The following is a 25,630-nucleotide window of genomic DNA, read 5'->3' as shown; positions in this document are numbered from 1 at the left end:
TCTGATTCAGCAGAATGGTTTTTAGCTTATTTCGAGTCAGTATGAATACTTTGTTTTTGTAGTTGTTCTAATTTCTTTTGGACTTCAGCAAAATTCTTTTCTGTAGATTGTAAAGAGCCTGCAAGTTGTTGATTCAGGATTTTCATGGATTCTTGAGCAACAAGTGGACCTTTATTTAAAATGGATTGACCTGTTGGAGAGGAATAAAAGTCGATCTGGGCTTGAACTTCTTGGGCATCATAGACATCTTTATAAATTTTGAGATAGATCGGTTTAAGTTTTTCCCAAGAAGTTTGCTTAATATTTTCTTGGTGAATTTTATCAGCCAGTTCATTGGCAATAACTTGTTGTTGTGGTGTTAATTTTTCGGCCTTAACAATATTTTGAACAATGCTATAGGCCTGTTGATCAATTTGAGGTCGGATTTGTTTAAGCGTACTTTGTAAGAGCTGATCTAAATTCAATACTTGTATGAGTTTTTCGATTTGTTGATCAGTCGCTTGAGCTGCCATAACCGCAGGTGAGCAGATCATGCATCCGCTCAAAAATAATGTTCTTAAAATTTTCATGAGTATTCTCGGTATAAAAAAGCACCCTAATGATAGAGTGCTTTTTGAACTTGAGACAAGTCGAATATTATTTATTGTGCAGCTGCATCTACAACTGGAATTTTACCAATTTTAGCCTGCCAAATTTTTGGTGCAGTTGCGTGAACTGATGTGCCGTTAACGTCTACAGCAACAGATACAGGCATATCTTTAACCACGAACTTATAGATTGCTTCCATACCTAAATCTTCAAAAGCGACAACTTCCGCTTCACGAATTGCTTTAGATACGAGATATGCAGCACCGCCTACAGCCATGAGGTAAGTTGCTTTATTGTCTTTGATTGCTTCAATCGCAGCAGGACCGCGGTCCGCTTTACCGATCATACCGAAAAGACCAGTTGCTTCTAAAACTTGACGTGTGAACTTATCCATACGTGTTGCAGTTGTTGGACCTGCAGGACCTACAACTTCGTCACCCACTGGATCAACAGGACCAACGTAGTAAATGAACTTACCTTTAAGGTCTACTGGAAGCTCTTCACCGTTGTTTAACATATCAACCATACGTTTGTGCGCAGCGTCACGACCTGTATAGATTGTACCGTTAAGAAGAAGCGTATCACCTGGTTTCCAAGAGTTCATTTCTTCTTGTGTGATGTTATCTAAGTCAACACGTTTAGAAGAAGATGAGTCCCAAGTGACTTCAGGATAGTCTTCAAGTTTAGGTGCAATAATATTCGCAACACCTGTACCGTCTAGTGTGAAGTGTGCGTGACGAGTCGCAGCACAGTTCGGGATCATACCGACTGGTTTACCCGCAGCGTGACAAGGGTAGTCTTTAATTTTGATGTCTAGAACAGTCGTTAAACCGCCAAGACCTTGTGCACCAATACCCAGCGCGTTTACTTTCTCGAAGATTTCGATACGAAGTTCTTCAAGTTTATTTTGTGGACCACGACGAAGAAGCTCGTCCATGTTGATCTCTTCCATCAATGCTTCTTTAGCAAGCATCATGGCTTTTTCAGCTGTACCACCGATACCAATACCGAGCATACCAGGAGGACACCAGCCTGCACCCATGGTTGGTACAGTTTTCAGTACCCAGTCCACGATTGAATCAGATGGGTTTAACATTGCAAGTTTAGATTTATTTTCTGAACCACCGCCTTTTGCTGCAACAGTGATATCTACTTTGTTACCTGGAACAAGTTTATGGTAGATCACAGCAGGGGTGTTGTCTTTCGTATTCTTACGGCCAAAAGCAGGATCAGCAAGTACAGATGCACGAAGTACGTTAGAGTTTTCTAAGTAACCTTGGCGAACACCTTCGTTAATCGCGTCGTCTAAGCTCATTGTTAAATCAAATTTAACGTCCATGCCCACTTCAACGAATACGTTGACGATACCAGTATCTTGACAGATCGGACGGTGACCTTCGGCACACATACGTGAATTGATTAAGATTTGTGCGATCGCATCTTTGGCAGCTTTGTTTTCTTCACGGTCATACGCACGACTCATTGCTTGGATGAAGTCTTGTGGATGATAGTAAGAAATGAACTGAAGCGCATCTTTAACGGATGTGATCAAGTCGTCTTGCTTGATAATAGTTGTCATACAAATATCTCTTGAGCGGGCTGATAGCTAGCGGGCTAAATTATAAGACAAAATGATTCAATTGTGGCTTTTTTGCTGAGGAATTGGCGAAAGTTTAAGAGAGCAGATTCATTCATAGAAAAGTTAAAATTAATATTTGCTAATTAATTTTTTAGATGGAAATACGTTTACGTAATAAGTTGTTTAAGCTTTTTTATACGTAACAATAATTTTTTTCAAATTTATCTCATAATATTTTTAGATTAAATGGGTGAAATTTCACTATTTTAGTCATCAATAATTCTAATACATTGACTTTATGAAATTAAATTTTGTTAAGATTTTCAATAGAAAGTATTAAGTAAATATTTATATAATTAAAAATCAATATTATTTATATATTTCATAAAATCTAGAAGTTAATTAAATATGAAGTCAAGTGACGCTGGAGTCTTTCTGAGTTATGCCTATATCACAATGCACCAGATGGGATTAAATGTAGAGCAAATTTTAGAAGATGTAAGATTGCCCGCACAGTTGCCTGATAAGACAGTTCGCAGAGATAATTCATGTCAGTACCGATTTTGGAATACAGCGCTAAAAGTTTCTAATGACAGAGATATTGGTTTACATGTAGGAGAGCATTTTCCTGTAATTAGAGGCTCAGTGATTGAGTATCTGTTTTTGAGTAGTTCGGGATTTAAAGTTGGACTAGAGAAAGCTTTAAATTACCAAAAATTACTTTCTTCAGCTTTTCATTTTAGCCTGTTCACAGATGAGCATGTTGCTGGAATTCAAGGGTTTAATCATCCTGTTCGGCACTATTTAGAGATTGTGATCAGTGTGATTTTAAAGTTTTTGAAATTCATTACAGATGATCAATTCCGCCCAATTAAAATTTATTTACCCTATGAATATGGTGCGACATTAATAGAATACAAGCGCGTATGGGGATGTGAAGTTGAGTTGGGCTGTCCAGATGGGAAAATTATATTTGATGCAGCGTTGTTGAATTTAAAATTTGACTGGTATGAGCCTGAATTATTTGCCATCCATGAAACTTATGCAAAACGTCAGATGAGACAGGTTGAAAAATATGAACTTATTTCTGATATAGAACAAATTCTAGCTGAAGTTTTACTCGAATCAGGCAATGTTCAATTAAAGCATGTGGCAGACAAGTTAAATATGAAGGTCAACACCTTGCGTGCATCTTTAAACGATATTGACACTTCTTTTGAGAAAATTCTAACTCATTATCGTATTCGGACTGCAAAGCAATTATTAGCATCCAAAGAGATTTCCATGTGCCATATTGTCAGCGTTCTCGGTTTCTCAGAGAGTTCTGTTTTTTCACGAGCATTTAAACGTTGGACGGGTGAGACACCTTTGCAATACCGAAAAAGAAAAATCTCCAGAAAATGATTCAATTGATACTTAAACTATATCATCTGAGTCAATTAAACTTATGCCAAATCCGTTACTTTAATCTGAGGTAGAACAGTTTTAATGCTCTAAATGGTTACTTGGTTTTTAACACATTTAAGTTTTTAATGAAGTTCTAATCCTAATAAATCGAATTAAATTTTAAAAAATATTCAATTGCTTAAGAATTAATTTGATTTCATATTCAATTATTATTCAACCAATTTAAGGAGTTGAAAATGAGTTATGTAAAGACTAAAGACGGTGTTGAAATTTTTTATAAAGATTGGGGATCACGTGACGGTGAGGTTCTTTTTTTTCATCATGGGTGGCCTTTAAGTTCAGATGATTGGGATGCGCAAATACTTTACTTTTTAGACAAAGGTTACCGTGTAGTGGCGCATGACCGCCGTGGTCATGGACGATCTTCTCAAGTGTCTGAAGGTCATGATATGGATCATTATGCTGATGATGTTGCAGCTGTTGTTGAGCATTTAGGCATCAAAAAAGCGATTCATATTGGTCATTCAACAGGCGGAGGTGAGGTTGCGCACTATATTGCAAGACATGGTGAGGAACGTGTTTCTAAAGCTGTTCTGGTGAGCTCTGTACCACCCTATATGGTGAAAACTGAAGATAATCCAAACGGATTGCCGAAAGCTGTTTTTGACGACATGCAGGCTCAATTATTTAAAAATCGAGCTGAGTTCTATCGTGTTGTACCTGAAGGTCCATTTTATGGATTTAATCGTTCAAATGCGAAGCCGTCTGAGCCGGTGATTCAGAATTGGTGGAGACAAGGAATGATGGGTTCTGCTAAAGCTCATTATGAAGGGATTGTGGCTTTCTCCCAAACTGATTTTAGAGAAGACCTTAAGAAAATTTCAGTGCCAGTATTAGTTTTACATGGTGATGATGACCAAATTGTTCCTCTTGATATTTCAGGAAAGTTATCGGCTGAATTGGTACAAAATGGAACTTTAAAAATTTATCCAGGTTATTCACATGGGATGCTTACTATTAATCATGACGTGATTAACCCTGATCTTCTTGCATTTATTCAAAGTTAATTTTCGATCTTGTCTTAAACAAGAACTCTTTAAGAGTTCTTGTTTTTTTATATAAGTCTTTAGTTAACCTCATGATTCTAAGTTACAACACGTAGGAGTTAATCATAGATCTCAGTGTTCTAAGGGATTTATTGAAAAAACCATCCTCACATTCGCGAGGATGGTAACTCATATGCAAATCAAATTATTGGGCTTGTTGCTCAGCCTGAATCGCTGTTAAAGCAATCGTAAAGACAATATCATCGACCAATGCACCACGAGATAAATCGTTTACAGGTTTGTTTAAACCTTGGAGCATTGGACCGACACTGACCACATTGGCAGAGCGTTGAACTGCTTTATAGGTGGTATTACCAGTATTCAAGTCAGGGAAAATAAAGACATTGGCACGACCCGCCACTTGAGAGTCAGGTGCTTTAGAGCGACCTACACTTTCTACAGAGGCAGCATCATATTGAAGGGGGCCATCGATCAATAAATCTGGACGACGTTCTTTTGCGATGCGTGTTGCTTCAGCAACTTTTTCAACATCAGCACCTGTGCCAGATGTACCAGTTGAATATGAAATCATGGCAATACGTGGATCAATACCAAACGCTTTGGCTGAATCGGCAGATTGAATCGCGATTTCAGCAAGTTGCTCTGCATTAGGATCTGGATTGATTGCACAGTCACCATAAACATACACTTCATCTGGTAGTAACATAAAGAAAACAGACGAAACTAAAGAGTAATCAGGTGCCGTTTTAATCAACTGAAATGCAGGGCGAACTGTATTGGCTGTGGTATGAACTGCACCTGAAACTAATCCATCCACTTGATCTAGTGCTAACATCATCGTTCCAAGAACCACTGTATCTTGTAACTGTTCTTTCGCTTGCAGTTCATTTAACTTGCCTTTACGCAACTCTACCATTTGCGCAATATAATTGTCGCGGATGAGGTCTGGATCAATGATTTCTAAATCGTCAGGTAATTCAATCCCTCGAGCTTTGGCTACATCTAAAACTGCTTCTGGTTTTGCCAGTAAGATACAGTGAGCAATACCACGTGATTGGCAGATCGCGGCTGCTTGAATCGTACGAGGTTCATCACCTTCAGGAAGAACAATTCTTTTCTTCGCTGCAATTGATTTTTGTACCAACTCATGACGGAATGCAGATGGAGAAAGACGTGGTTGGTATGAACCATTCAGCAACTGCGTTACCCAATCCGCATCAATATGGCTAGATACAAATCGAGTGACTTGTTCAGCGCGAGCAGTATCATCTACAGGAATTTCATTACTTAAATTAGCCAGTTGGGTTGCCGTTTCAAAGGTGCTCAATGGTGTGTGTAAAATAGGTAAGCCCTGTTTTATCGCAGCTTGGCAGAAAGCCAGTACTTGTTGATTAGGTGCATAATGTTCAGTCAATACTAAACCAGCAAGAGGGATACCATTGCTGCTTGCTAAACTACTTGCAAGTAAGACATCAATACGATCTGATGCGCTAATAATCAGTTCGCCTGCCGTGAATTTGTGCAGTTCGCGCTCGATATTTGAAGCGATCAGGCTACTATGCAGAACACGTCGTTGTGCAGCCTCACCTAAGTTAATCCATTCTGCTTGAATATGTTGCGCGATATCAGACATTCGCGGCACACTTAAAGTATTGCTAAATGGTACTAATGCAATAACAGGAAGTTGTTCGGAACCAATCAGCGGATGTGTTTTTTGAATTTCCCCAACAAATTGTTGAGTCTCTTGTATCAGACGCAGACTTGGATCAATGGTCACTGGAATCTGTGCAGACTCCTCGGACAGACCTTTGGTTCGCATGAAAAGCACACCAGCTGTTCGGTTGCTGTTTGCTCCACCAAAATTACGTAATTGGGTTTCTACTTTTTCTGCTGTATAGGCTGGTTGTTTGATATCAGCATTGCTCACAATGATGACTTTCGCATCTAGTGCTTGAGCAAGTTGAGCATTCAGTTCAGATGCAAAACTATCACGACTGTTTGGAACTAACCCTTCCACAATAATAAGATCATGTTTTTTAGCAATTTGACGATGTAGACGAACAGCTTCTTCTAATAACTCATCACTTTCACCAGCATTTAATTGCTGAACTACATTTTGATATGAGATTGGTTCAACTGTTTCGTTCTGAGAAACATGGCGGAATAACGCTGTGGTGCGATCGAAATTTTCAGCATGTACTTCTTGTGAAAATGGCTTAACAAAACCAGCTTTTACACCTTGACACTCAAGTGCATAAATTAAGCCTAAACACGCTGATGTCAGACCTACACCTTCACCAGTTGGAACAAGTACAATTGTTTTCATATCATCAAAATCTATATCTAAAAATAAAAAAGAAATATGTAAATATGTCTGAGCGGGCGACTACTTAAGCAGTCGCGGTTTCAAGTTCAGACTTTTTTTCAGATGAATTCACATCTCCGATTTGATTCACCACATGTTCTGTTTCTTGTGCAATACGTCCTTCTTCATCTGTAGGAATGACCCAAATTTGCGGACCAGTACCTTTATCAATGCGACCTTCTGTACCGCGAGCTAATTGGTCATTTTTTTCTTTGCTAAAGTTAAAACCAAAATGTGGCAAATAAGATAATGTTTTTTCACGAATAAATGCTGAGTTTTCACCAATACCACCTGTGAAGAATAAGCCATCAAGACGAGGTAAACCACAGCTGAGTGCTGCTAATGATTTAGCAAGACGATAGCAGAATACTTCAATAGCAAGTGCAGCATCTTCATTGCCTTCTTCTGAAGCTTCGATAAGTGTTCGCATATCGTTTGACAGGTTTGAAAGTCCTAATAAACCAGATTGGCTATTGAGCATTCTGTCAATTTTGTAAATGTCCCATCCTAGGTTTTTGGCTAAAAAATTATGTAAACTTGGATCTACATCACCACTACGGGTACCCATCACTAAACCTTCGAGTGGCGTTAATCCCATAGAGGTATCAACACTTTTACCATTCCAAATTGCACAAGTAGAACTACCATTGCCTAAATGAGCGGTGAGCCAACCACCTTCACGGAAACTACCAGCAAGCTCAGAACCACGATCTGATACATAGGCATGGCTTGTACCGTGGAATCCATAGCGGCGAACATTATGTTCAGTGTATAAAAATTTTGGTACCGCGTAACGATAGGCATGCGCTGGCATTGTTTGATGGAACGCTGTATCAAACACTGCAACTTGCGGTAAGTCTGGGAACAAACGTTTAGTCGCTTCGATCCCAACGAGATGTGCAGGATTATGTAATGGAGCTAAAGGTGTTGCTTCACGGATTTTTACAATAATTTCATCGGTGATTAACTCTGCTTGAGTTAAAGAACCACCATGTACAATACGATGACCAATGGCATCAGGCTTGTGATTCGCTAAGCGAGATAATCCAACTTCAAGTGCTTCTTTATGGTCTGCATTTGGAATACGAATATCAACTGGTTCGTTGCCTACAGTCACGCCTTTGATGCGCGCTTCTGGCGTACCTAAGTTTTCAGCAAGACCATGAATTCGGAAATCTTGATCTTTAAGTAATAATGCAAACTTGATCGAAGAAGAACCGCAATTGATGATAAGAACTGAATGAGGCATGGTGTGTTCCTTTACTGGCAATTTTAATATTTCGTTTGTTTTCTTCCAAATGAACAAAAAATGTTATTTCTTGATCGTGAAGCATTTGTAACATGCGTTTTTTTATTGTCCTAGATAGACTTTAGGTGATTAGACTTAAGCACTATCGACCACTAAGGCAATAATAATTAAAATTTATAGTCTTTCTTTATTCATTTATAAAATAAATAATGGTTATGTTTTAATTAAATTGTATGCGTAAAACATAGCATGTATTGTATTTTTTATATACCACTTCTGCTTTGTAATTGATTTAATTTATACGTTTTTTATTTCGTTATGATGAGTTGAATCACTCAAAAACAAAGCCCTTTACTCAAAGGGCTTTGTTTTTTTAAGTTAGGTTTATTGACGGATTTGGCCATCGCCTAAAACAATCCATTTTTGTGAGGTGAGTCCTTCTAATCCGACTGGACCTCTGGCATGAATTTTATCTGTTGAAATGCCGATTTCAGCACCTAAACCATATTCAAAACCATCAGCAAAACGAGTAGAGGCATTAACCATGACCGAACTTGAATCGACGCGAGTAAGGAATTTTCGGGCCGTGCTAAAGTTTTCAGTAATAATCGAATCAGTGTGATGCGATCCGTATTTATTGATATGCAAAATTGCTTCTTCAACGCCACTGACTACTTTAACCGCTAAAATAGGTCCTAGATATTCCTCATACCAGTCTTCTTCGGTCGCAGTTTTAATCTGTTCACCTAAAATTGCTTTGACTTTCAAGCAACCACGCAATTCAACTTGTTTTTCAGCATAAAGTTCAGCAATGCGAGGCAGAAAGTCGTCAGCAACTTTTTCATCAACCAGCAGCGTTTCCATGGCATTACATACGCCATAGCGATGAGTTTTTGCATTTAACGCAATTGGCAATGCTTTTTGTAGATCAGCTTGGGCCTCAACGAAGACGTGACAGTTACCATCAAGATGTTTGATTACAGGAATAGTCGCTTCACGTGTAATACGTTCAATTAAGCCTTTGCCACCACGTGGAACAATAACGTCAACATACTCAGAGAGGGTAATCAATTGCCCAACTGCAGCACGATCTGCTGTATTGACAACTTGGACTGCGTTAACTGGTACACCAGCTTGCTCTAAACCTTTTTGAATTGCGGTAGCAATGGCTTTGTTTGACTCTAATGCCTCTGAACCACCGCGAAGAATGATGGCATTGCCAGACTTAATCGCTAAAGAGGCTGCTTCTAGAGTGACGTTAGGACGTGATTCATAAATCATACCTACGACACCTAAAGGCACTCGCATTTTTCCAAGCTGAATACCAGACGGGCGATAAGCTAGGTCAGTAATTTCACCAATGGGATCAATTAAACTGATGACATCTTTAAGACCTTGTAACATTCCACTGAAGCGTGTGGGTGTAAGTTCCAAACGATCGAGTAATGCGCTGTCTAAATTGTTTTCATGACCACGAGTCATGTCTAGTTTATTCGCAGCTAGAATTTGAGCTTGATGGTCTTCCAAAGCGGTATGGATTGCCGTCAAAGCATTATTTCGTTCAAAAGTCGAAGAGCCAGCCAAAAAGCGTGAAGCTTCACGCGCATTCTGACCGACGACTTGCATGTACTGTTCGATGGAGTCTTGCATAGCAGTTTAACTGATCATATTAAAATCTCATTCAAATAGTAGCAGCGCAGATGACAACAATCTATGTTTATCAGCGAAAAAAGCTAAGTTGATAAAACTTGTAACTATTTTTAGAACCTAACGGTAGTTAAAAAAGATAAAAGATGAATTCTTGCATTGCGCAGATTTCATGCATCTGTATAAAATGAAATGAATGTTAATTATGTTGCATAATCATAACGAATTGAGAGTATTATCAAATTAACGGCTGTGAAAACAAAACAATAAAGCCAAATGGAGATAAGGGAATGAATTCCATGATAAAAATGGAGCTTGAAGATTATTCAGCTGAAGACAGCACTCATTTTTTTGATCTGTACCATAAAAATAGTTTTAAAGAGCCGCCACGAACCACATGGATTGATGGGTGGAAAATTGAATATATGGCGATCGCATCGCCAGAAACACTGCATCAGACGCCAACGCTGATTGTCGGAGGCGCATTTCAAAATTTTAATTCATATAAATATTGCGTTGAACAGCTCTTCGAGAAAGGACCTGTTATTTTAATCGACTTACCATCTTTAGGTTCAAATCAACAAATCCACAATCGTGATACTGGAATTTCTGCTGGTACTCTAGAGCTACCAGAGCTTTCAAAAATGTTAGGTCAATGGTTGGATTTGGTGGAGATTAAGAAAGTCTCTGTTATGGGGATGTCATTAGGCTCTGTGGTTGCTTCCTGTTTTGCTCATTATCGTCCAGAACTGGTAGATCGATTAATTCTGATGGGCGTCATGCAGAAGACGCGTAAAAGCTGGCGTATGTTGCTTGAAGAGTCATTAATATTGATGCAAGAGCAACGTATGGATGAGTTTGGTCAGGCTGTCATTTTGTATTTGGTGAATCATGCAAAATTAGATCAAACGCGTATGTCTCCAACAGCTAAACGACTCTTTTATAAGCAGATGTCTGAGTTTGATATCGCTGAGCGTGAGCGATATGAAATCAACTGTAATCGTTTATTGCGTCTTTCCCATGTTCCAATTCCGATGTGTAAAACATTAGTAGCATGTGGTCAATTCGATAGTTTTACTTTGCCATTTGAGAATGCGAATTTTGCCTTGCAATGTCCTGATGTTGAGTTTGCAATGATTGCAAATGCGGATCATGTGCCTCAACTGCAACGCCGAAAAGAAACCATGAATCTTTTTACCAGTTTCTTAAAAGGCGAATCGATTCATAATCTAGATGGGATCATTTATTTAGATAAAGACCAAATGCAATCATTGGATCGCAGAGGGGAAGTTCGATTTGCCCTTAAAAATGCACATTCTGTTTTAATTCATCAAACAAATGCACAACGTTTTGAAGTTGAAATTAAAGACCTGAATTACTTTGGTGTATCATTCTTTTTGGATGATCCATCTCAAGTTGAAGTCTTACAGGAAGATGCTCGAAGTTTTGCAATTGAATTTGAGGATGAGCAAGGACATTTTGCTGTCGAATGTTTAATGTTCGATTTTATTGGAAATGAAGTAAGAGCATTATTCAAGCATGGTTATTTTGAAGTGGCTGATCGCTTACTTCAATTTATAGATACCCATAAACACAATGACAGCGTTGATTAGGCTGTCATTGAATTCATTTGAATCAAAAAAGAGATACTTCGTAATATTGCTACGAACGATTCATTATTTTATTGCATGAATCATCCATACTAGATCACCAAGATGCTGATCTGTATCCATATTTTGATTATTTTTTTCAAAATACAGTTGAGGTTGAATGACTTCAACTTCAGTAAAACCTGAAAGTTTAAAAAAGTGCTGTACCTCTAAAGGGTCTTTAAAGTGGAATGTAAATGCACTTCTTGAAGCGTATTTGAGTAATTTGCTGCTCGACCAAATTAAGTTAGCCAGTTTATGTTGGACAGGTTCGGGATAAAGGTCAGTTAAATAATGAAGCGTTTGGAATGGTTGACCAAAACGTACAATTGAATTCAGCAATTGTTTGAGTAAATCTTGATTAAAATAATTGATTAATCCTTCACTGATAATCACTAGCGGTCTTGTTGGGTCGAATTCGTCAAAAGCTGTTTTGAAATCATCCGTGAATAAGTCTGCTGATAAAACTTTAGGGCTTTCGGGATCGATTTTATTCAAAGCGGATTGTTTTGTGGTAGCCATGTCTGGTAAATCTAATTCGCGATAATCTATTTCGGGATAATGAGATCTAAACCACCAACCACGAGGTGAAAGTCCCGCTGCAATTTCTAAAATTTGCAGGGTTGGATATTGTTTGATTAATAATTTTAAATGGTCGTCTAATAATGTATGTCGTGTCTTCAGGGTTGAACGCATACTTCCGCCGACAAACTTCTCAGCTATACTTTCAAAAGGGTGAGCGAATTGCGCCAAGGCTTTACCTTTCGAAGTCGCAAATGCTTCGTGAGAGATACCCATTTGGTACCAAATATAGCCAGTGTAGTGAGCAGTAAACGAAATATGACGGTGCTTTGATTGTTTTGATTGAGACATACACATCCTTGGCTATGATTATTATTGGATTGGTCAAGATAAAGGGAGCATTAGAATGCTCCCTGTATTATTAAAATGATTGTCTAAAATCTTCAATGACCTTTTTGACAGATTTCCATTCGTTGCCTAAGTCAAGTTGTTCACCAATGCGAATCTCTTGAATCTTACCGCGCATACGCTCTAAGCGTTCTTGGTTCGGCAATGGATAATTCTCTATGGCACTGAGCGCGACACATGCAGATTCCCGATTATTGCAGACTAAGCCCATATCACAGCCAGCTTCAAGCGCGGCTTTGATGCGGGCATCTGCACCACCTGCAACACAAGCTGCTTGCATACTTAAGTCATCAGAAAACAGGACACCGTCAAACTGAAGTGTTTCACGAAGTACTTTTTGAACCCAATACTGAGAAAAACCTGCAGGATTTGGATCTACTTTTTCATAAATCACATGTGCTGGCATGAGTGCGTCAAGTTGAGGTTGGAGTTGAATAAAGCTTTGCATATCTTGAGCTTCAATTTCAGCATAACTTCGTGTATCCACAGCTGCCGCAATATGTGAATCTGCTTTAACCGAGCCATGGCCAGGGAAGTGTTTCCCCGTGGTTGCCATACCAGCGCGTTTCATACCTTGCATAAAGGCTTGGGCTAAAGGGATGATATCTGAGATATTTTTAGCAAAAGCACGGTCACCAATAACATCGCTGATGTCGTTAAGGTCTAATACAGGTGCAAAGCTAAAGTCGATCCCGACTGCAAGGACTTCGGTAGCCATGAGCCAACCGCATTGTTCAGCCAATTCAATTGCTCGATCTGGCTGACTTAAATAGAGCTCACCGAAACGTCCCATGGCAGGAAGGAGAGTGAAGCCTTGTTTTAAACGTTGTACGCGTCCGCCTTCTTGATCGACTGCAATTAAAATATCGGGGCGAACTTGGCGCATATGATCCGTTAAGGCGCGAACTTGTTGAGGTGATTCAATATTTCTTCCAAACAAAATGACTCCACCAACTTGTGGAGATTGTAGGAGTTGAATATCTTCTTGATTAAGTGTTGTGCCCTCAATATCAAGCATCAATGCGCCAATCATAGTGGAATCCGTGATTCTAATTTTAAAAGAGAAAACAATACCCGAATTTTGCAATGATTTGCTACATTTTCTCCGTACAGATTATGATAAAACTATACGGCAGAAATAAAAAAGTTGTTTAAGGTTTTGAATATTAATATTTCTATCTGAAAACAATAGTGTAAATTTGGTTTATCCAAGGAAAGACAAATTCGTTATGAAACTTCAAACAATCGCTTGCGCGGTAGCCATTGCCACTGGTGGTTTATTTTTTGGTCATACAATTAATGTTGCGATCGCAGCGAATGAACCAGCGGTTCAACAGGTTCAGAATATAAAGCCCACACAAGAACAAGCTTTAGTTTCAAGACAATTAGCAACTTTGGTGGATCGTCAGCACTATTTAAATATGCGTTTAGATGCTACGACCTCACAACGTATTTTTGATATGTATATTGATAGTCTTGATCCTGACCATAGCCTTTTCTTGGCAGATGAAGTGGCAAACTATAAGAAAAAATACGGACCAACTTTTGGAGCGGCGCTCAAAGCGGGTAACCTTGAAGGACCTTATGCCATTCACGCTCAATATCGTGATCGTTTAAAGTCATTCTATGAGTTTATGTTGGCGGAGTTAAAAAAACCGCAAAACCTAAATCAACCTAATGTGTTTATCGAGTCTGATCGTGAAAAGGCTCCATTTTTCAAAAATAAAGCTGAGCAAGAAAATCAATGGCGCAAAATGCTGGTGTCTCAGTTAATCAATTTAACGATTGCTAAAGAAGAAGATTTGGCTAAGCAAAAAGCGCTGAAAGATGATCCTTCTTTAGCAGCAGGACAAGATCTCACTTCAGCTGAAGATTTAACGCCAGTTCAGACTTTGACCAAGCGCTATATGCGTCAATTAGAACGTATGAAGCGTACAAAAAGCGATGACGTTTTAGAAAAAACGCTCAATGCTATGTTGGCGACCTATGACCCGCACAGTAATTATTTCCCGCCAATCGATGCGATTGAGTTAAATCGTCAGACCACATTGCAGCTTGAGGGGATTGGTGTGTCGATCCGTCCAGAACGCGGGAATGAAGACTATACGCGTATCGAGACGATCGTAGATGGTGGTCCTGCGTTTAAGACAGGACAGGTTAAGTCTGGTGATCGTATTATTGGTGTCGCGCAAGACGGTGACAAAATGGTCGACGTCATTGGATGGACCAGTTCTGAAATCGTTGGATTGATCCGAGGTAAGCGTGGGACTAAAGTCACCATTAAATTGCTCGGACCTGGAGCATCTATGAGTCAGGCACGTACCGTAACTATCGTACGTGATGTGATTCAAGAAGAGGATGCAGGTGTACGTTCAAGAACAGTAGAAATTGTACGAGATGGCAAGAAACATAAAGTTGGGGTAGTCGAAATTCCATCGTTCTATTACAACTACCGTGCCCGTCGTGCTGGTGAAAGCTATCGTTCAGTATCTGAAGATACCAATAATGCATTGAAAAGTTTAGCTGCGCAAAATGTCGATGGCATTATCGTCGATCTTCGTAATAACCCTGGCGGTTCACTCGAAGAAGTGGCAAAAATGATTGGGCAAGTGATTAAATCTGGTCCAGTGGTTCAAATTCGGGATGGGAATGGTAACGTCAGTGTCTTCGAAGATCGTGATGGAGGCGCTCAAACCTACGCAGGTCCATTGGCTGTCATGGTGAATCTGGCTTCTGCATCAGCAAGTGAAATCTATTCAGCTGCTGTGCAGGATTATGGTCGTGGGATTGTGATTGGAAGTACTACGACAGGTAAGGGTACAGCTCAAGTTCAATTGGACAGCTTAGCGTATGGTCAAGCGACATTGACGCAACGAAAGTTTTACCGTGTTACTGGTGGAAGCACACAAAATAAAGGGGTTGTGCCTGATATTCAATTGGTTGATATCTACGATGAAGAGTTTGGGGAGCGTAAAGCTAAGAATGCTTTAGAGTGGGATACCATCCCTACAGCTCCTTTCAAACGTGAGGGAGAAGTGCAAGCCTTTGTACCAAAATTAGCTGCTCATTCAAAACAGCGTGTTGCGAATGATATTCAATTTAAGTATTTAGAAGCGCGTAAAGCGATTTCGCAGAAAGCTAAAGAGAATAAACAAATCGTGTTGGATATCGATCAACGTAAAGCTGAACTCATCGCTTTGGAAAAAGAAACGTTGGCAGAAGAAAATAAACGCCGTATAGCAATGGGTAAAACTGCTTATCCAAATTGGGAAAGTTATCAGGCATCGATGGAAGCTTTGGCTGAATCGCGTGCTAAGATGAAAACTAATCAACGCCCACCTTTACCTGAAGAAGAGGCATTTGTCACTGAATCAGCTCATATCTTGCTCGATTACATTGCCTTGCAAAAATAAAAATATTTATTGTTAAGTTTTACTTAAAAAATGGCGTATTTCGATACGCCATTTTTTATGGATATCGCCGAAAAACAACTTGACGTTCAATGAGATGGTGATATTGTTGTAGGCGACAAATGCTCATTAAAAAGTTGAACCTTCTTACATTTATTTGCTGTACTTTTGGGGTTTAAATAAAATAAAAACAGGTTCAGGTACGGATAAGTCTCTATATGATTCATATGAGTTACGATTATGCAATGGTGGCGGGTTCTGCTGTGGCGGCAGTGATCGTCTGCTTTATTGCTATTTCATTTGAACAACTCATTAGTACCCACAAAAACCCAGTTGGTCAAAAAGTGCTGCTCGGTGTAAGTGGCATGATATTTGGTCTTGCGATTTGGGTCATGCATTTTGTTGGAATGCTGGCTTGTCATTTACCCGAAGATCATAGTTTCGATATAGGTTTAACGCTATTCTCTTATGTGATCGCAGCTCTCGCTTCAATTTTTGCCATATGGCTCACGACTAGATCTACACTTCCTTTGGCTAGATTGGTTTTGGGTGCACTTCTGATGGGTTTCGGTATTTCAGGTATGCACTATACTGGAATGGCGGGATTGATCGTTCCCAACTACATTATTCGTTATGACACCATTTTGGTGATTTTTTCTGTACTGATTGCTGTATGTGGTTCAGGATTGTCATTCTGGCTGATGTTTAAATATAAGCGTACCTATCACAATAAATTGGCTTTCAAGCTTGCCGTGGCATTCATGATCGCTTTTAGTATTGTGGGAATGCATTATATTGGTATGGCGGCTGCGACTTTCCAACCCGTGGATGCCAAATATGCAGCATTGAATCAACTCCATGAAGGTCAAGGTTTATTACTTTTTGTCATTATATTTGTCACCTGCTTGGTTTTAGTGGTCAGTTTTTTTGTCGCTATTTTAGAATTACGACTTGAAGAACGAAATCAACAACTAATCAAAATGAATAAGGAATTGGAAAGTCTTGCTCTTCAAGATAATTTGACCAAACTTCCAAATCGACTTTTTTTGCTTGATTACACCACTTCATTATTTTCACTTCACCAATCTAAAGATCATAAAGTTGCATTCATTTATATTGATTTGGATCGTTTCAAGGCAGTGAATGATGCTTTTGGACATCATATTGGTGATCAGCTTTTAGTGAATTTAGCGCATCGACTTCATGCATTACTCGAAAAAAACCAAAAATTAATTCGTATTGGTGGTGATGAGTTTTTATTGGTTGTTGAAGACTTTTCTACAGACCAAATTGATCAAGTTGCCAATCTAGTATTGAGTAAAATCCAAGAAGGCTTTGTGATTTCTGGGAAGGAAATCAATATCTCAGCAAGTTTAGGTGTGGTCTATTATCCAGATCATGGTGCTGATTTACATGATTTGTTGGTGAATGCTGATGCTGCAATGCTGATGTCCAAAGAGCAAGGTCGCAATACTTACAGTGTGTTTAACTATTCATTAGATCAACAAGAAATCGCACGTAGCCAATCAAAACTTATTAATGATTTGTATCGTGCTGTTGAAGAACAACAATTCATTTTATTTTATCAGCCGAAATTCACAGCAGATTTTAAAATTTGTGGCGTTGAAGCTTTAATTCGTTGGAAGCATCCAAGTCTAGGACTTCTAGCACCAAATATGTTTATTGAGGGTGCGGAGCAAACAGGTCTTATTATTAAAATGGGCTACTGGGCTCTTGAACAAGCGTGTATACAGATTCAAGCTTGGCAAAAAAAGAAATTGCCTTTCTGTCCGATCGCTGTAAATTTATCAGCTGTACAATTTGAACATAAAGCGCTGGTAGATACATTAAGATGTTTAATCACGCAATACCAGATCGATCCAGCCCATTTAATTATTGAGATTACTGAATCGACAGCAATGCATCATATCGATGTCAGTATTCGTACTTTTGAGAGCCTACGTAATTTGGGGATTGGGCTTGCGATTGATGATTTTGGAACTGGTCATTCTAGCTTCTTATATTTAAAGAATCTCCCGGTAGATGAGCTTAAAATTGACCGTGAATTTATTCGAAATCTTTCACCCAATACTAAAGATGAAATTATCTTAGAAAGTATTATTGTCTTGGCTAAACGTTTAGGTTTGGTGGTGACAGCTGAAGGCGTTGAAACTCAAAAACAAGCCGATATCTTAAAACGTTTAGGTTGTCAGCAATTACAAGGCTATTTATTGGGTATGCCATTACCTGTGGATCGTTTAGAAAGCACATTTAAGAACTATTAACTTCTGGTCAGTTTCTGATTCATCACATTCACATTCGGTATTGATCTGCTACAATATCGCCAATTTTTATTTTGATCTTTTTTGATCTTCTAAACTGCATGTCTGCAGTAGGTGTTATTCATGAGCTTTAAGCAAGAGTTAGCGGAGCAAGTTGCTCAGCGACGTACATTTGCCATTATTTCCCACCCCGATGCGGGTAAAACCACAATGACGGAAAAGTTATTGTTGTGGGGGCAAGCGATCCAAGTTGCAGGTATGGTAAAAAGCCGTAAATCTGACCGTGCTGCGACATCAGATTGGATGGAAATGGAAAAAGAGCGTGGTATCTCGATCACGACCTCTGTGATGCAGTTCCCTTATAAAGACAAAATGATCAACCTGCTCGATACACCGGGGCATGAAGATTTCTCTGAAGATACATATCGTACCCTTACAGCCGTAGACTCAGCGTTGATGGTGATTGATGGTGCGAAAGGTGTCGAAGATCGTACTATTAAGTTAATGGACGTGTGTCGTATGCGTGACACACCAATTATTTCATTCGTCAACAAAATGGACCGTGAAATCCGTGAGCCGCTTGAGCTCCTCGACGAAATCGAAAATGTCCTGAAAATTAAATGCGTACCTTTAACTTGGCCTTTAGGTACAGGCCGTGACTTCGCGGGTGTTTTTAATCTGATCGAAGAAAAATTCTATGTCTATAAAGCAGGTTTTGGTTCAACCATTACAGATATTGAAATTCGTGACGGTTATGACCATGCTGACCTTCGTGAAAAAGTCGGTGAATTAGCTTGGGCTGCATTTGAAGAGTCACTAGAATTAGTTCAAATGGCAAATGAACCGCTTGATCGTGAAGAATTCTTAGCAGGGCGTCAAACTCCAGTATTGTTTGGTACAGCGTTGGGTAACTTTGGTGTAGACCATGTCTTGAATGCATTTAGTGAATATGCACCACCACCAAAAGCACATCCTACCCAAGACCGTAAAGTTGAAGCGACTGAAGAGGGTTTCTCTGGTTTTGTCTTTAAAATTCAAGCCAATATGGACCCTAAACACCGCGATCGTATTGCTTTCATGCGTATCTGTTCAGGCAAATATGAAAAAGGCTTGAAAATGAAGCATGTGCGTATTGGGAAAGATGTGCGTATTTCAGATGCATTAACGTTCTTGGCGGGTGATCGTCAGCATTTAGAAGAGGCATGGCCAGGCGACATTATTGGTTTACACAACCATGGTACGATTCAAATCGGCGATACTTTCACTTCGGGTGAAAACTTGCAATTCACAGGTATTCCTCACTTCGCTCCTGAAATGTTCCGCCGTGTTCGTTTAAAAGATCCTTTGAAATCAAAGCAACTTCAAAAAGGTTTAAAAGAGCTTTCAGAGGAAGGTGCAACTCAGGTATTTATGCCACAAAACAGTAATGATCTTATTGTCGGTGCTGTGGGTGTTCTTCAATTTGAAGTTGTTGCTTATCGTTTAAAAGAAGAATACAAAGTAGATTGTATTTACGAGCCTGTGAGCATTAACACTGTTCGTTGGGTTTCATGTCCAGATGAGAAAAAATTTAATGAATTTAAGAAAAAAGCACATGACCAACTTTCAGTTGATGGTGGTGGGCATTTAACGTACTTAGCACCTAGCCGTGTCAATTTACAATTAATGCAAGAGCGTTATCCTGATATTGTTTTCCGTAATACACGTGAACATTAATTTTGCTTGAAAATGTAAAACAGCTTCCTCGTGAAGCTGTTTTTGTATCAGAATAACCAATGCTTTAATTTTGGTTGATTCTTGTGATTACTCTAAACTTACAAAAAAAACGATTGCGTATTCTTCTTGCTACTTTAGTCATTGGGGTGGCATCTTGTGAAAAACAACCAGAGTCTACGACACAAAAGTCAGGGCAGTCTGCCCAAGTTAAAAACGCTGATGTGTTACCTTACTTAAATGATGACGCGTTTCAAGTTGAAATAAAGAGCGAAAATTGTACAAAATCGGTCTGCGAAAAAATTGAAATTTTAAGTCTAAAAACAGCAGATCAGTGGGTCAATCAACAACTTAACAACCATTTGGCTTTTGTGATTCAAGATCAAATCAATGAAAAAGCAAAATTGAGTTTGGATCAATCCATCGAAACCTATATAAGTCGATCTGAATCATGGATGAAGGAGTTTTCACTGAATCAGCCTTATGAGTTGGATATACTGACGCAAGTCGCCACCCAACGAAATCAATATGTGTTGATCCAATTCATCGTAAACACAAAACAAGCTGAAGTGATCGTTAAAGATCGTGGTTACTTTATGGTATTGGATCGAAAGCAGAAAAAAGTTTTACAGTTGCAGGATGTGATTCAAAAGAACCAAATAAATGATTTTGAAAGAATACTTCAGTTGTCCTATCAAAAATGGTTAAAGGCCCAGAGCAGTGAAGTGAGAAGTATCGCTCCAGTGAATCTTAGCTGGAAAAATCAGGAGTGGTTCTTTGATGGTGAAGGGATTGGTATTCATATTCGCGCGAACGAAATTGTCAAAGGTGGTGAGCAATTGGATATCTATTTGAATCATGCTCAAACCAAGCAAGTGGTTGTGCCGCAGATCTTCCAAAAGATGTTTTGAAATATTACAAATATTGTAATGTAGCATATACAATTGCAGTTAAACCCATACAAACGAAGCTTGAGCTATCAATTTCATCGGGTTAGGCTTAAATCAATGATAAATGACCGTTTCTCCTCAAGGTTGTGAGATGTTAAAAAATAAAATAGTTTGGACTGTATCTGTACTTACTGCCGCAATTACGCTGAGCGCATGTCAGCCAAAAGGGGACGGGCCTAAAGAGTCACCTGACACTCAAACTCAAGCAGCATCGGAAGTTCAGATACTCGTGCTTCAGGGTGAAACTGAAAAAGTGCCTGTTCGGTTGGTAGAATGTGATGGTAACAATTGTCCAGAAATTTCAATTGATCGATTGAGAACGAATCAATTTGTGTTAGATGGCTTAATTGATCAAGCGATTATCAAAAATTTACAAGAAACGCTAGAGTTGTTCGAACCTGAGCAGACGCTGCCTAAAGACAAAGATACTCAAGCCGCAAGTGAAGTTGTTGAATATAAAACTGCAGCGCAGTTACTTGCAGAGCAGATTCAGCCCTATATTGATAACTTTGTGGGTTTAGATAAAGAGTTAAAGCACTTGGGGGTTGGACATCAAATTAGTTTGAGTATTAGTCCTAAAATTTTAAATTCACAAGGACCACTTGCAACCGTCGTATTGAATACGAGTAACTATTTAGGAGGTGCACATGGTTCTTCTTCACAAACTTACTTTAATTTTGATTTGAAACAGCAGAAACAAGTGTCACTGGATCAAATTTTAGTGAAAGACCAAAAGAATAAATTAAATCAATTTGCCCATGAAGAATTTAAAAAATGGGTCATAGATTCGCAGTTAGCAGATAACGTTGAAGAGTATGAAGAGGCTTGGAAATTTAAACTCACTGATAACTATTATTTGGGTAAAAAGGGTTTAATTCTTCAATACGGTGAATATGAAATTGGTCCTTATGTGGTGGGTTTGCCAAGACTCACGATTCCTTATGAAAAGCTACAGGGTGTGATTAAACCTGAAATTCTGGAGGCTGTTCATCCTGCGGTTCAAGTTGCTGTACCTCAAGCTGCAGGTGAAGCAAAATAACATGTCTATGCCACGTTTGTTTGATACGCATACGCACTTTGATGTAGAAGATTTTGACTTCGATCGTGAGCAACTTGCGTATCAGGCTAAACAGAAGGGAGTGGATGCCCTTGTACTGATCGGGTTTCAACACCAACGCTTTCATACATTGATTGAAACACACCATTGGTTAAATGGTTTAGATCAGGCACCGAGGAGTTATCTCGCTCCAGGTCTACATCCTTTTTATATCGAACAACATCAGCCTCATCATCTAGACGATTTAAAAAAAATTCTTGAAGTACAACAATGCATCGCCGTTGGTGAAATTGGTTTAGATACTTTTCTCAAGCAACATAAGCAGCCGGAAGTTTTCGCTAAGCAACAGGATTTTTTTGCGCAACAACTCGATTTGGCTCAACAATTTAAGCTTCCTGTGCTGTTACATATTCGTAAATCTCATGCTGAAGTATTAAAACTGTTAAAAGCAAAGCAATTTTTTCAGGGGGGGATCGCCCACGCATTTAGTGGAGGGGTAGAAGAAGCAAAGGCATTTATTCAACTTGGATTTAAGTTAGGGGTCACGGGACAGATTACCAATCCCAATGCTAAAAAATTACACCAAACAGTTCAGTATGTTGGCATTGAGCATCTGGTCATTGAAACAGACTGTCCTGATATGACGCCATTATGTTGTCAAACTTCAACTGAACACCGAACCCGTAATACCCCACAGAATTTAATTTATGTTTTAGAGGGTTTGGCACATAGTCTAAATACGAGAATCGAAGACATTGCGCAACGTGTTTGGGAGAATAGTGTGTCTGCACTCAACCTAAAAAATGAACTGAAATTGTCGTGAGTTCAAAACTCTCTATTCCTCTGAAGTTTTGCTAAAATACGCCTTTTCCAAATAGTGTTAGAGCAATATGACTGACTTAGTTCATGATGATGAATATGAACGCCGTTTTACCGGTGTAGCCAAAATTTATGGCGAAGAAAATTTTCAGCATTATGAAAACAGTCATGTCATGGTGATCGGTATTGGCGGTGTTGGCTCTTGGGCTGTCGAAGCTTTAGCTAGAACAGGTTTGGGCGAGCTCACATTAGTGGATATGGATTCTGTTGCAGCATCAAATATTAATCGTCAGTTACCTGCGATGACATCAACATTAGGTCATGAAAAAATTGAAGTGATGGCAGAGCGTTGTCGCCAAATCAATCCACGTATAAAAATCAATTTAATTGATGATTATCTAACGCCTGAAAATGTAACGGAGATTTTGAGTTCAAATCCAGATGTTGTTTTGGATTGCATTGATGATGTCAAAGCAAAACTCGCATTGATGCTACATTGTCGTTTCAATAAAGTCCCCTTGATTGTATCTGGTGGTGCTGGTGGTAAGTTAGATCCACTCAAAATTCGGGTCGCAGATTTGTCAAAAACAGAATACGACCCGATGCTGGCAAAATTAAGAAGTCAGTTACGCTCAAAAGGTATCTGTAAAAAGCCGAAAGAGAAGTTCGGTATCACCTGTATTTATTCGGTGGATAATCCTTTTTCGAATGCTGATGTTTGTGCGAGTGCTGGGTTAAGATGTGGTGGTTATGGTTCAGCCGTGGTGGTGACATCAAGTTTTGCAATGGTAGCTGTGGCTGAAGTGTTAAAACGATTAGATTCGATTCAAGCAAAACAAGCCTAAAAGTGATTATCAAAAAAGGTCTCTATCAAGAGACCTTTTTTACGGATTATATTGGTTTATTCAGCATTGATTTTTAAGCTTTCTTGTTCAGCATGTCTTTGAATGGCTTGTTGCATACCGATTAAGGCATTTTCAATATCTTTTAATGTTTTCGCATTACCCCCGCTCAGGGCTTGTCGCCATTTTCGTGCACCAGGAAGGTTTTGAAATAAGCCTAAAATATGACGTGTAATCACTGAAAGTGGCGCACCATCAGCTAAACGTATTGCAATATATGGCATCATTTCCTGCATGATCTCAAAACGATCAGGTGCTGACAAATTCCATAATTGTCCTAGTTCAGCCAGTAGATAAGGATTGTGATAAGCCTCACGACCAATCATGACACCATCCACATGTTGTAAGTGTTGTTGAGTTTCAGCAAATGTTTTGATCCCACCATTGATTTCGATCAATAGTTCTGGGCGATCTTGCTTTAAACGATAGACATCTTCATAACGTAAAGGCGGAATGTCTCGATTCTCTTTTGGTGACAAACCTTGTAGTAAAGCAATGCGTGCATGCACGATAAAATTTTGACATCCCGTTTTTGCAACGGTATCGACAAAATGCAGCATCTCCTCATACGATTGCATATCATCGATGCCGATTCGGTGTTTTACCGTGACGGGAATATCAACTGCATTTTGCATTTCAGCAATACATTCAGCAACCAGCTCAGGCTCAGCCATGAGGCAAGCACCAATTTTATTGTTTTGAACACGATCACTAGGGCAACCAACATTTAAATTGATTTCATCATAGCCCCAATCTTGAGCCATTTTAGAACAGGTTGCGAGGTCTTTAGGATTTGATCCACCAAGCTGTAACACAATAGGGTGTTCTTCTTTGCTGTAATCTAAATGACGGGCTGCATCGCCAAATAAAATTGCGCCTGTGGTTACCATCTCGGTGTACATGATGATATTTGGATTGAATAGGCGTGCAAAAAAGCGGTAATCACGAGTCGTCCAATCCATCATGGGTGCGACGGAAATTCGAGGCTGTAAGGATTGGATATTGGACATGATAAAACCTAGATTTTGTAAATCGTGAAAAGCTCGGCATCTTACCATAATTTAAAAAATGGTTCATTGAGGAGGGGCATGAAACACTTGATAATTCAGGTAATATTAGACAGATACGCCCAGAATTTAATAATGGAACTAAAACACATTATTTATTTGATAAGAATGGGTAATATACTGGGAAATGGTGTTATGAAAATATTTTTATCAGATGTACAACAAGTATTCAGCGGCTTATTGACCCATAAAATCAGTCGAGAGGAAGCTGAAGAGTGGGCAAGAATAAGGATGAATGCGCTTGACCATAATGAATTGTTTTTTGATCCTCCTACTGAAGAGAAGCTTCTATGGAAAGCAATAATTTATTTGAGTGGTGTAGCTTTAAAAATATCACCTGAGGAATATATGGAAGATGATGATGGTATCAAAGAGATGTTTAATACTTATTGGTCAAAGTGATGTGGCGTCATGTATTAAACTGGACGGTATATTTAGCCAGACTTTGAGGAAGTTTAATACACTGCTTTATCTAATAGATGAAGGATGTGTGGATATGGGCTATGAAGCCAAATGTGGGTTTTCAAAATGATGAGTGGTTTTAAAAACCCAGGAGACTTTTTACTCATTTTGGCTTATTTTTTTATTTTTCAGGCTACATTGACTCTCTTTGGTTGGCAATTAAAAGAGAAAAGAGAAAAGATATTGAACTGGAATATTGTAATTGGCTCGCTTCCATTTGTACTCAGTATTGAATTGTTGTTTGATCACTATCAGAATTCATTTTTTGGGGAACTAACATTAATTCTCACTTATTTTTGTATATGTTTTGCTTTAAATACATTTTTTTGGATATTTAGTTTTTTATTTAAATTAAATCTACTTAAAATTAGATGGTATTTTTTTTCTTATATCAATGTTATAGGCGGTTGGATATTTTCAATATTAATTTAAATATTATCAGAAGCTTTGGCTTTTTTTATATAAATCTTTTTATATGAATAAATCT

20 protein-coding genes are annotated in these 25,630 nt (G+C 38.8%); 12 read left to right on the top strand and 8 right to left on the bottom strand.

Features of this window, described 5'->3' with window-relative positions; translation table 11 throughout:
• Positions 1-26 precede the first annotated feature (26 nt).
• Both AC1M9B_RS09165 and AC1M9B_RS09160 read right to left on the bottom strand, forming a co-directional pair.
• Entirely contained in the window at positions 27-569 is a 543-nt protein-coding gene (locus AC1M9B_RS09165) for a DUF2059 domain-containing protein (protein WP_035265277.1), read from the bottom strand.
• Positions 570-640: 71 nt separating this feature from the next.
• Complete coding sequence (locus AC1M9B_RS09160; RefSeq protein ID WP_035265279.1) at positions 641-2,167, bottom strand: fumarate hydratase; 1,527 nt, start codon at positions 2,165-2,167, stop codon at positions 641-643.
• A 408-nt stretch (positions 2,168-2,575) separates the two neighbouring features.
• On the opposite strand from AC1M9B_RS09160, the gene AC1M9B_RS09155 reads away from it, so the two are divergent.
• A complete protein-coding gene (locus AC1M9B_RS09155; RefSeq protein WP_481608975.1) occupies positions 2,576-3,571 on the top strand; it encodes an AraC family transcriptional regulator in 996 nt (331 codons plus the stop codon).
• Between the two features lie 239 nt (positions 3,572-3,810).
• The gene (locus AC1M9B_RS09150) at positions 3,811-4,641 is read left to right on the top strand and encodes an alpha/beta fold hydrolase (protein WP_481608974.1); all 831 of its coding nucleotides are present in this window, start codon (positions 3,811-3,813) and stop codon (positions 4,639-4,641) included.
• A gap of 184 nt (positions 4,642-4,825) precedes the next feature.
• Here AC1M9B_RS09150 and pta read toward each other — a convergent pair whose 3' ends face one another.
• From pta to AC1M9B_RS09135, 3 genes are all read right to left on the bottom strand, one after another.
• Complete coding sequence (gene pta / locus AC1M9B_RS09145) at positions 4,826-6,967, bottom strand: phosphate acetyltransferase (protein WP_481608973.1); 2,142 nt, start codon at positions 6,965-6,967, stop codon at positions 4,826-4,828.
• Positions 6,968-7,031: 64 nt separating this feature from the next.
• Positions 7,032-8,255: an acetate/propionate family kinase gene (locus AC1M9B_RS09140; protein WP_481608972.1), complete on the bottom strand. Its 1,224-nt coding sequence runs from the start codon at positions 8,253-8,255 to the stop codon at positions 7,032-7,034.
• A gap of 384 nt (positions 8,256-8,639) precedes the next feature.
• Complete coding sequence (locus AC1M9B_RS09135) at positions 8,640-9,905, bottom strand: glutamate-5-semialdehyde dehydrogenase (protein WP_035265287.1); 1,266 nt, start codon at positions 9,903-9,905, stop codon at positions 8,640-8,642.
• Between the two features lie 287 nt (positions 9,906-10,192).
• On the opposite strand from AC1M9B_RS09135, the gene AC1M9B_RS09130 reads away from it, so the two are divergent.
• Entirely contained in the window at positions 10,193-11,515 is a 1,323-nt protein-coding gene (locus tag AC1M9B_RS09130; protein WP_481591556.1) for an alpha/beta fold hydrolase, read from the top strand.
• Positions 11,516-11,578: 63 nt separating this feature from the next.
• Here the strand turns inward: AC1M9B_RS09130 and AC1M9B_RS09125 are convergent, their stop codons facing one another.
• The gene (locus AC1M9B_RS09125) at positions 11,579-12,424 is read right to left on the bottom strand and encodes a class I SAM-dependent methyltransferase (protein WP_481608971.1); all 846 of its coding nucleotides are present in this window, start codon (positions 12,422-12,424) and stop codon (positions 11,579-11,581) included.
• Positions 12,425-12,494: 70 nt separating this feature from the next.
• Positions 12,495-13,514: a beta-N-acetylhexosaminidase gene (gene nagZ, locus AC1M9B_RS09120; RefSeq protein ID WP_092766767.1), complete on the bottom strand. Its 1,020-nt coding sequence runs from the start codon at positions 13,512-13,514 to the stop codon at positions 12,495-12,497.
• A 196-nt stretch (positions 13,515-13,710) separates the two neighbouring features.
• On the opposite strand from nagZ, the gene AC1M9B_RS09115 reads away from it, so the two are divergent.
• The 7 genes from AC1M9B_RS09115 (at position 13,711) to AC1M9B_RS09085 (ending at position 23,557) form a co-directional block, all read left to right on the top strand.
• The gene (locus tag AC1M9B_RS09115) at positions 13,711-15,894 is read left to right on the top strand and encodes a carboxy terminal-processing peptidase (RefSeq protein WP_035265294.1); all 2,184 of its coding nucleotides are present in this window, start codon (positions 13,711-13,713) and stop codon (positions 15,892-15,894) included.
• Positions 15,895-16,109: 215 nt separating this feature from the next.
• Positions 16,110-18,176 carry a putative bifunctional diguanylate cyclase/phosphodiesterase gene (locus AC1M9B_RS09110; protein WP_035265296.1) on the top strand — a complete coding sequence of 689 codons (2,067 nt, stop codon included), beginning with the start codon at positions 16,110-16,112 and terminating at the stop codon, positions 18,174-18,176.
• 120 nt (positions 18,177-18,296) lie between these two features.
• Positions 18,297-19,889, top strand: coding sequence for a peptide chain release factor 3 (locus AC1M9B_RS09105; protein ID WP_035265298.1), 1,593 nt, complete (start codon positions 18,297-18,299; stop codon positions 19,887-19,889).
• Positions 19,890-19,972: 83 nt separating this feature from the next.
• Positions 19,973-20,797: a hypothetical protein gene (locus tag AC1M9B_RS09100; RefSeq protein WP_481587570.1), complete on the top strand. Its 825-nt coding sequence runs from the start codon at positions 19,973-19,975 to the stop codon at positions 20,795-20,797.
• A gap of 130 nt (positions 20,798-20,927) precedes the next feature.
• The gene (locus AC1M9B_RS09095; RefSeq protein ID WP_481608970.1) at positions 20,928-21,875 is read left to right on the top strand and encodes an RsiV family protein; all 948 of its coding nucleotides are present in this window, start codon (positions 20,928-20,930) and stop codon (positions 21,873-21,875) included.
• A gap of 7 nt (positions 21,876-21,882) precedes the next feature.
• The gene (locus AC1M9B_RS09090; RefSeq protein ID WP_481591587.1) at positions 21,883-22,716 is read left to right on the top strand and encodes a TatD family hydrolase; all 834 of its coding nucleotides are present in this window, start codon (positions 21,883-21,885) and stop codon (positions 22,714-22,716) included.
• Between the two features lie 67 nt (positions 22,717-22,783).
• A complete protein-coding gene (locus AC1M9B_RS09085; RefSeq protein ID WP_481587568.1) occupies positions 22,784-23,557 on the top strand; it encodes a tRNA threonylcarbamoyladenosine dehydratase in 774 nt (257 codons plus the stop codon).
• 56 nt (positions 23,558-23,613) lie between these two features.
• On the opposite strand, the gene dusA is transcribed toward AC1M9B_RS09085, so the two are convergent.
• A complete protein-coding gene (gene dusA / locus AC1M9B_RS09080; protein ID WP_481608969.1) occupies positions 23,614-24,624 on the bottom strand; it encodes a tRNA dihydrouridine(20/20a) synthase DusA in 1,011 nt (336 codons plus the stop codon).
• Positions 24,625-24,816: 192 nt separating this feature from the next.
• Between dusA and AC1M9B_RS09075 the strand changes: the two genes are divergently transcribed.
• On the top strand, positions 24,817-25,083 hold the full coding sequence (locus AC1M9B_RS09075) for a hypothetical protein (protein WP_481590401.1): 267 nt from the start codon (positions 24,817-24,819) through the stop codon (positions 25,081-25,083).
• A 126-nt stretch (positions 25,084-25,209) separates the two neighbouring features.
• Positions 25,210-25,575 carry a hypothetical protein gene (locus AC1M9B_RS09070; RefSeq protein ID WP_481608968.1) on the top strand — a complete coding sequence of 122 codons (366 nt, stop codon included), beginning with the start codon at positions 25,210-25,212 and terminating at the stop codon, positions 25,573-25,575.
• Positions 25,576-25,630 lie beyond the last annotated feature (55 nt).

The sequence above is a fragment of the Acinetobacter sp. ANC_7513 genome, assembly GCF_056779915.1.
This window is presented reverse-complemented; position numbering and strand designations above follow the sequence as displayed.

Bases quoted from the DNA above. Each gene is read 5' to 3' on its own strand.
- AC1M9B_RS09165 (WP_035265277.1), bottom strand. From the start codon at position 569: ATGAAAATTTTAAGAACATTATTTTTGAGCGGATGCATGATCTGCTCA.
- AC1M9B_RS09160 (WP_035265279.1), bottom strand. From the start codon at position 2,167: ATGACAACTATTATCAAGCAAGACGACTTGATCACATCCGTTAAAGAT.
- AC1M9B_RS09155 (WP_481608975.1), top strand. From the start codon at position 2,576: ATGAAGTCAAGTGACGCTGGAGTCTTTCTGAGTTATGCCTATATCACA.
- AC1M9B_RS09150 (WP_481608974.1), top strand. From the start codon at position 3,811: ATGAGTTATGTAAAGACTAAAGACGGTGTTGAAATTTTTTATAAAGAT.
- pta (WP_481608973.1), bottom strand. From the start codon at position 6,967: ATGAAAACAATTGTACTTGTTCCAACTGGTGAAGGTGTAGGTCTGACA.
- AC1M9B_RS09140 (WP_481608972.1), bottom strand. From the start codon at position 8,255: ATGCCTCATTCAGTTCTTATCATCAATTGCGGTTCTTCTTCGATCAAG.
- AC1M9B_RS09135 (WP_035265287.1), bottom strand. From the start codon at position 9,905: ATGCAAGACTCCATCGAACAGTACATGCAAGTCGTCGGTCAGAATGCG.
- AC1M9B_RS09130 (WP_481591556.1), top strand. From the start codon at position 10,193: ATGAATTCCATGATAAAAATGGAGCTTGAAGATTATTCAGCTGAAGAC.
- AC1M9B_RS09125 (WP_481608971.1), bottom strand. From the start codon at position 12,424: ATGTCTCAATCAAAACAATCAAAGCACCGTCATATTTCGTTTACTGCT.
- nagZ (WP_092766767.1), bottom strand. From the start codon at position 13,514: ATGATTGGCGCATTGATGCTTGATATTGAGGGCACAACACTTAATCAA.
- AC1M9B_RS09115 (WP_035265294.1), top strand. From the start codon at position 13,711: ATGAAACTTCAAACAATCGCTTGCGCGGTAGCCATTGCCACTGGTGGT.
- AC1M9B_RS09110 (WP_035265296.1), top strand. From the start codon at position 16,110: ATGATTCATATGAGTTACGATTATGCAATGGTGGCGGGTTCTGCTGTG.
- AC1M9B_RS09105 (WP_035265298.1), top strand. From the start codon at position 18,297: ATGAGCTTTAAGCAAGAGTTAGCGGAGCAAGTTGCTCAGCGACGTACA.
- AC1M9B_RS09095 (WP_481608970.1), top strand. From the start codon at position 20,928: ATGTTAAAAAATAAAATAGTTTGGACTGTATCTGTACTTACTGCCGCA.
- AC1M9B_RS09090 (WP_481591587.1), top strand. From the start codon at position 21,883: ATGCCACGTTTGTTTGATACGCATACGCACTTTGATGTAGAAGATTTT.
- AC1M9B_RS09085 (WP_481587568.1), top strand. From the start codon at position 22,784: ATGACTGACTTAGTTCATGATGATGAATATGAACGCCGTTTTACCGGT.
- dusA (WP_481608969.1), bottom strand. From the start codon at position 24,624: ATGTCCAATATCCAATCCTTACAGCCTCGAATTTCCGTCGCACCCATG.
- AC1M9B_RS09075 (WP_481590401.1), top strand. From the start codon at position 24,817: ATGAAAATATTTTTATCAGATGTACAACAAGTATTCAGCGGCTTATTG.
- AC1M9B_RS09070 (WP_481608968.1), top strand. From the start codon at position 25,210: ATGATGAGTGGTTTTAAAAACCCAGGAGACTTTTTACTCATTTTGGCT.